The following is a 6710-nucleotide window of genomic DNA, read 5'->3' on the forward strand; positions in this document are numbered from 1 at the left end:
AGCACTCTAGTAATTCTTATGCTTTAATATAAGACACTAGTTCTATCGTTATAAAGGCTTATTTCGAGCATACTCAAATATTATCTTATATTATTGCTTTGCATTTTTAGTAGTCTAGTTCACGCAAAATCACCAGACGCACAAACTATAGCGATAGCAGCGCCTCATATCACTAGCCTAATTGAGGAAGACCAGTCTGGCATCTATCAAGGCATTCTGAACGAAGCTATTTCAGATATGCCTTTCAAAATCATTCAATCATATACGCCTTATAAACGAGCCCTGGTATCATTTGAGCAAGGCCATACAGACTACATTTATTCTTTCACGCAAGTGATGCAAGAAAAGCTAGGAAATGAGAATATCATTGCAAGCTTTCCACTAGGTGCCTTCGCTTATTATATGTTTAGCCCTCTCGACCAAAGCCCTTTAACTAGCTCCAGTCAACTTAAAGGACTTAATGTGGGTGCCGTACATGTGCACGAGAACTATTATAAACATAGACTTAGCGAAAAAATAAAACTAGACAAAGTATACAAAGACGCCCAGAACTTGAAAAAGCTCAAAGTAAAGCGTATTGATGTCATGATCGCAGCGCTTCCGGACTTGCAACCTTTCGTAGATCAATTGAGTTACTCTGCCAAGCACCCTCTTGTAGAAAGCTATGACCGTATTACGTGTCATAACAAAGCGCTCACACAAAGCTTCCTTGATGAGCTTTCACCAAGACTCAAAAGAATGAAGGACTCAGGCCGCTATAAAGAAATTTCCGGCGAGTTATTTTTTGACTTCGATAGTGAGTATAAACAACAATAGCCGGCTACCGTACAGATCGAAACAATACATGAAGCGACAATGGCTATTGCACGACTCAAGTATTTTACCTTATTAGGTTTTTTACTATTTTTCAGTAAGTTAGCAGCAGCGGAAGAGTCTATTGATTGTTTCTTAAATACAGCGGCGAGTATGCCCGCTGAAACAACGCTGGCCGAAGTTGCTCACTCATGCACACAACAAAAAGACAAACCACTTATTCCGAGGCGATGATAACCCGGATATCGACGACTACCTAGGTCACTATGAAATTACCGGTGTGATGGACTGGGGGCGCTATAAACTCAGCAGCTCGGTGAGATACAACTTCGACACAGGTTATGGGTCTGCGGAAACCGGATTCAGTTTTCCGATGTGGGGGCGATTAAGAGGTTTCATACAATTTTTTGAAGGCTATGGAGAAAGCCTAATTGACTATGACCACCGGGTACAACGAATAGGCCTGGGCATATTGCTCACCGACCTACTCTAGAATGAATGCTCCAGGAGCGCTTTAGACGCAGAGAGTATCGCATGCTGGTTGTCTTCTTCCAGTTTGAAGCGTTCCTGATCCAGCTTAAAAATCACTCGTTTGTCAGTTTGCTTACGCGCCTCATGAGTTGGCATGTGCTCTAGCGCATCATACATTTTGATAAACACTGAAAACCGCTCATCTTCATGCAGGTTGGGGGCTAAATGGTCAAGTAGCACTTTAATTCTAATGCATCCTTCCGACAGCTCAACCTGCTCGTCTAACATGCATTGTGCGATAACCTTAATGCTGTTGAGGGCCTTATCTTTCTTTTCAGCCACCTCCTCCAGATAAGCTTTTTTCGCGTCCTCTATTCTTTGAATTTTGTTCCATGTTTTGAAGCTAAAACGGAATAAGAAAATAGAAACAAGACTACCGACAACAATTGCAAGCCAGATAAAGTTCTCAGACATATAACAAATCAACTCGAAAGATAGAAAGCGCGAAATTATAGCAGCTTCAGCAAATAGTGTATTTATTTTAAAGTGATTACTAGTTCCTTATAGGAATGCACTCAAATTGACACCGGTCATCACACTAGTAGAAACCTCGTAGTATGCTCACTTCAACAAACTCATTTATACATTACAAATTTTATTGGAGGCAAGATGGAATCTCCCAAGGTTTACGTTCGCGATTACATGCACCCAGCGACATACTCATTTAAACTTGATACTAGCGTTGAAGAAGTCGTTAAAACACTTACCAAAAGCCATATCGTAGTAGCGCCAGTGTTAGATACTGACGGCAAACTGGTAGGTTTTATCACTGAGCAAAACTGCATCAAGCAGATGCTCAACAATACCTACTATTGTGATAGCCACGAAGTAGCAGCTGACATTATGCGAGAGAATCCTCTATCCGTATCCCCTGATGAAGATATTCTTAAGCTAGCAGAAAGCATGCTAAGGAAAGGGCCCAAGATCTACCCAGTAATAGAAAATGATAAAGTGATCGGCATTATTAGACGTGCTGATGTACTAAAAGCACTTAGCCTGGCCAAAAAAGATATGTGTGCAGTGAAGTAGTATTATGCTTCTCTAGCAGGCTAAAGTTGTTCTAACTTCATTTAGCCTGCTCTATCTTCAGGTTCTTAAAACTCCATTCGCGATATGCCCCCATTCCCCCTCCCTGCCGAATAAAAGGTTCACGACAACTCCATTTCAAAATTTGCTATACCAAAAGTAAATTTCTTGTCTGCGAACATAAATAGTTCCGATATCTTCATAGACCTAGGCAATAAAGTTTAATGGTCTAATATAGTAAGTGTGTTAAGATTCCGCTTTGTATTCATTACTCCCAAAAGGCCTGGCAAAATGACTCAGAATAACAAGATAAACATACTTGATGCCTCTTGGTTGGCATTGGATACCGAAGAGACGCCAATGCATGTTGGCAATCTGCAAATTTTATCTCTCCCCAAAGATGCTCCTGCTAATTTTTTACGCGACGATGTTCATCGCATGAAATCGGCTGGAGATATTGTTTCCCCCTGGAACAAAAAGCTCGCGAAGCCTAGCTTACTGGGCCGCTTACTCGCACCGTCTTGGGTTATCGATAAGAACATAGACCTAGATTATCACGTACGTCATTCGGCTCTACCCAAACCAGGCGGTGAACGAGAGTTGGGTATACTTGTATCGAGATTACACTCCAACCGTATGGACTTTAAACGCCCTCTATGGGAGTGCCATGTCATCGAAGGTCTGGAAAATAATCGCTTTGCCATCTACACCAAAATGCACCACTCCTTAATTGATGGCATAAGCGGTGTACGTTTATTGCAACGCACACTAAGCGAGTCTCCAGACGATATCGATACAAGACCGCCTTGGTCTATTGGTACGCCAAAGAAAATTAAAAGCGGCGAACACATTGCGACTTGGCAAGGCGCGCTTGATCAAGCTATCGACGCAATCAAAGAACAAGCCTCGAACACCCCGCAGTTAGTGGGTGCGTTGGCAAAACTGGTCAGTTCATCCGTTCAGGATAGAGTTAAACTTTCTGCTCCGTTTACTGGTCCTAATTCAACCATTAACACCCGGGTGCAAGCCGCTCGCCGCTTTGCTACACAGCAATATTCTTTAGACAGAATTAAGAAACTGGCAGCAGAGGCGGATGCCTCGTTAAACGATATTGTGCTTTATTTATGTGGCACCTCGTTGAGGCAGTTCCTATTAGAAAAAGGACAATTACCTGAGCAACCTTTAACAGCAGGTATTCCGGTTAATATTCGCCCTGCGGATGACACAGGCACAGGTACGGCCATTAGTTTTATGATCGCTAGCTTAGCAACCAATGAAGCGGACCCGCTTCGCCGCTTAGCAACCATTAAAGAGTCGACCCAGATTGCGAAGGAGCACTTACAAAGCTTGCCTAGAGCATCGCTGACACAGTACACGATGCTGATGATGGCACCCTACTCTTTACAGCTTCTCACAGGCCTGGGCGGAAGAATGCGTCCAGCCTTTAACATTACAATATCTAATGTCCCTGGACCGAAAAAGGCTCTCTACTACAATGGCTGTAAACTTGAGGCGATGTACCCAGTATCATTAATCGCCCATGGCGGCGCATTGAATATTACTTGTTTAAGCTATGATGGTTCACTGAATTTTGGCTATACCGGTTGTCGTGACACCTTGCCAAGCATGCAGAACCTGGCAGTATTTTCAGGAGAAGCGCTCGAGGAGCTTGAAGGCTTACTTACAAAAAAAGCCAAGACAAGAAAGACGAAAACTAAAAAAGCCACGACTCGCTAATTATAACGAGGCTCATCAGGATACGCTTAGCGTATCCTGAATCAAACTGACCATCGCAGGCATACCTCCCAGATGAGTCTTAATGTTTATCTTAACATCAGGGTACTGCTCCCTAGCCTTAGCAACTTCGGCCGGAACGTCTTCTATAACATGCCTACCGGCTGACAAGAAGTAAGGCAAGACATCTACTTCAGATGCTCCCTGCTCTATACACTGGATAATTGAGTCGGGTATTAATGGCTCAGCCAGCTCCAAAAAGCCAGTATTGACGATCGCATATTGAGCGCCGACCTTATTCTGAACGCTACGGGAAAGCTCCCGTACTTCATCATTGGAGGACGCTCGTCGTGAGCCGTGTGCAACAATTACTAATGCTTTCATAATGTCCTACTATATTAACCATTTTTTCATTGGGCTCAGTATACTACTCTGCCTACGAGTACTCTATGAGAACAACACCTCAGTCTTTTCCATAATTAACCCTGTGTCAAGACCCTTAAGGCGACCCCTGCCGCTGCCGTTCTATTCTCGACACCAAGTTTAGGAAAGATCATTTCCAAATGTTTATTCACCGTTCGAGGGCTCATCGATAGAATTTCGGCTGCTTCGCGGTTAGTTTTCCCATTCGCTATCCAAAACAAAACTTCCGCCTCTCGCTCAGTTAAATCGAGATTTGCTTTTAATAAAGCAGCTTCTGTTGGCTTGTTCCCGTCAATCAGTTTAATTAGCTGGTCGCCATTGGAATGTTTGCCTACCCTCTTCAGAGATAAAGGATATTCTAGTGCTTCTAAGTTGAGACTATCCCCGTCCTGCGGAGACCCAGCCAACCATGGAGAAAGCATTTTTGTAAACGCCTCAGAACCATCTGTCGGAGAGATATTAGCTTTGGCAAACAAAGCATAGGTTTGCGGGGTGGCCCAGCGAACAATGCCTTTTTCATCAGCCGTGAAGAGATGCTGCCCAGTGCTATCCAAGGCACTTTGCGCACTCTTGGTTAAACGCGCATTGCTCAAATGCACCTTCATACGCGCTAGCAATTCTGTCGGGTTGATGGGTTTAACCAGGTAATCAACACCACCCACTTCCAAGCCTCGAACAATATCATCAGTATCAGATAAACCCGTCATGAAAATAACGGGAATATCTGCGAGGTCTGCATTTTGCTTTAGCTGGCGACAGGTCTCAAAGCCATCCATTACGGGCATGACTGCATCGAGCAGTATTACATCGGGCCGAATGCGCTTAGCGATCGTTAGGGCTTGCTTGCCTTCCAGAGCAACCAGCACGTCCATTCCTTCCGCTTCCAAGGCATCGTTAATCATGCTCAGAGCATCGGGGGAGTCATCAACAACCAACACAATATCGGTCTGGCTTAAAGGCGTCATCATTTAATCACTTAAGGCTTGCGCAAGTTGGTCGAACTGGAAACTGTCACTCATAGCAAACAGGCTCTGCATAAATGGCTCCGGTAGTAACTTAGCTGATTCTACCTGAGCTAAAGTTTGCACGACACCCTTTCGGTAGCCCATTTCGGCGTAGGCTTTTAGCTCACGAATTAAGGGGTCGTTGGGAATAACGAAGGCGTCACTAGTTTGTGCTTCTTCAGGGTTACCATCGCGCTCTTTAGACAAGACTTTAACCGAGTCGAAATCTTCACTTTCATTTTGCGATATCCAGTGCAAGCCCAGATGCTCAGCTAGCTTATCTAACAGAGCCGCATTGTTAATCGGTTTAATCAAATAATCAGAATAGCTGGCCGTGGCAATGGAGTCGCTCGATGGCATTTGTGCATTGGCAGAGAGCATTAAAATCGGAACACTAATTCCCTCACTACGTAAATCATCAGCCAATTCGTAACCTGTTTTGCCAGGCATCGAGACATCGAGAACAAATAGATCTGGCTTGGCCGTATCTAATAGCGCCATACAAGATGGTGCATCAAAAGCCTCTAAGGTAGTAAAACCCAGTGGAATGAGTAAGTCTGACAAGAAGCCCCTTAGAACCGGGTCATCATCTACCAAACAGATAGTTCGCTGATAACCTTCGTAGCCAACTATCTTGGCCTTAACTGCTTCTTCTACCTGCTGAGTATTATTCACCCAGGGCAGCATTAAGCTCACCTTAAAACAACTGCCCTTCCCAAGTTCTGAGTCGACCTGTAACTCTCCACCCATTACTTCAGTTAAGAGCTTCACGATAGTCAAACCAAGACCTGTCCCCTGCACATTCGGTGTATGTGTATTACGCACCCTTTCAAAAGGTTCGAATATACGTGCGAGGTAGGAAGCCTCTATCCCTGGCCCGGTATCTTTGATAATGAATTCTGCCACCTGAGAACGGTACTTCACCGTAAAGTCGATTGAACCTTCTTGTGTATACTTCACAGCATTAGACAGAACATTGATCAAAACCTGGCGCAAGCGCTTTTCATCTGCCATCACCATTTTCGGCAATCGCCCTTCTATATTGAAGTTAAGCTCAATCCCTTTGTTCTTAGCCTGCATTTGAAACATACTGGCAAGCTGATCGAGCAATTCAGGTAACTGAACCTTGTTCCGAAACAAGTCCAAGCGCCCAGCCTCAATCTTTGATATATCAAGCAG

Annotated in this window: 8 protein-coding genes; 4 read left to right on the top strand and 4 right to left on the bottom strand. The window is 44.1% G+C overall.

Translation table 11 applies throughout. The features are described from left to right. Window positions 1-93 precede the first annotated feature (93 nt). On the top strand, window positions 94-816 hold the full coding sequence (locus A3757_RS10295; RefSeq protein ID WP_082865106.1) for a transporter substrate-binding domain-containing protein: 723 nt from the start codon (window positions 94-96) through the stop codon (window positions 814-816). 178 nt (window positions 817-994) lie between these two features. After that, complete coding sequence (locus A3757_RS25170; RefSeq protein WP_197469993.1) at window positions 995-1306, top strand: phospholipase A; 312 nt, start codon at window positions 995-997, stop codon at window positions 1304-1306. Here A3757_RS25170 and A3757_RS10305 read toward each other — a convergent pair. Further along, a complete protein-coding gene (locus A3757_RS10305) occupies window positions 1303-1758 on the bottom strand; it encodes a DUF2489 domain-containing protein (RefSeq protein ID WP_068507385.1) in 456 nt (151 codons plus the stop codon). The genes A3757_RS25170 and A3757_RS10305 overlap by 4 nt on opposite strands. A 195-nt stretch (window positions 1759-1953) precedes the next feature. On the opposite strand from A3757_RS10305, the gene A3757_RS10310 reads away from it, so the two are divergent. After that, entirely contained in the window at window positions 1954-2373 is a 420-nt protein-coding gene (locus tag A3757_RS10310; RefSeq protein ID WP_068553041.1) for a CBS domain-containing protein, read from the top strand. Between the two features lie 288 nt (window positions 2374-2661). Beyond that, complete coding sequence (locus A3757_RS10315) at window positions 2662-4107, top strand: wax ester/triacylglycerol synthase family O-acyltransferase (RefSeq protein ID WP_068507389.1); 1446 nt, start codon at window positions 2662-2664, stop codon at window positions 4105-4107. Window positions 4108-4122: 15 nt separating this feature from the next. Here the strand turns inward: A3757_RS10315 and A3757_RS10320 are convergent, their stop codons facing one another. The 3 genes from A3757_RS10320 to A3757_RS10330 all read right to left on the bottom strand — a co-directional run. Next, complete coding sequence (locus tag A3757_RS10320; protein ID WP_068507391.1) at window positions 4123-4488, bottom strand: sirohydrochlorin chelatase; 366 nt, start codon at window positions 4486-4488, stop codon at window positions 4123-4125. Between the two features lie 95 nt (window positions 4489-4583). Continuing rightward, on the bottom strand, window positions 4584-5492 hold the full coding sequence (locus tag A3757_RS10325; protein WP_369808238.1) for a response regulator: 909 nt from the start codon (window positions 5490-5492) through the stop codon (window positions 4584-4586). Window positions 5493-5495: 3 nt separating this feature from the next. Continuing rightward, window positions 5496-6710: hybrid sensor histidine kinase/response regulator (locus A3757_RS10330; RefSeq protein ID WP_156506273.1), on the bottom strand; the 1215-nt coding region annotated here is incomplete at its 5' end.

Source organism: Oleiphilus sp. HI0117 (assembly GCF_001635235.1).

What these genes read in the sequence shown, in the direction of transcription:
- A3757_RS10310 (WP_068553041.1), top strand. Translation starts at nt 1,954, where the DNA reads ATGGAATCTCCCAAGGTTTACGTTCGCGATTACATGCACCCAGCGACA.
- A3757_RS10320 (WP_068507391.1), bottom strand. Translation starts at nt 4,488, where the DNA reads ATGAAAGCATTAGTAATTGTTGCACACGGCTCACGACGAGCGTCCTCC.
- A3757_RS10315 (WP_068507389.1), top strand. Translation starts at nt 2,662, where the DNA reads ATGACTCAGAATAACAAGATAAACATACTTGATGCCTCTTGGTTGGCA.
- A3757_RS10325 (WP_369808238.1), bottom strand. Translation starts at nt 5,492, where the DNA reads ATGACGCCTTTAAGCCAGACCGATATTGTGTTGGTTGTTGATGACTCC.
- A3757_RS10305 (WP_068507385.1), bottom strand. Translation starts at nt 1,758, where the DNA reads ATGTCTGAGAACTTTATCTGGCTTGCAATTGTTGTCGGTAGTCTTGTT.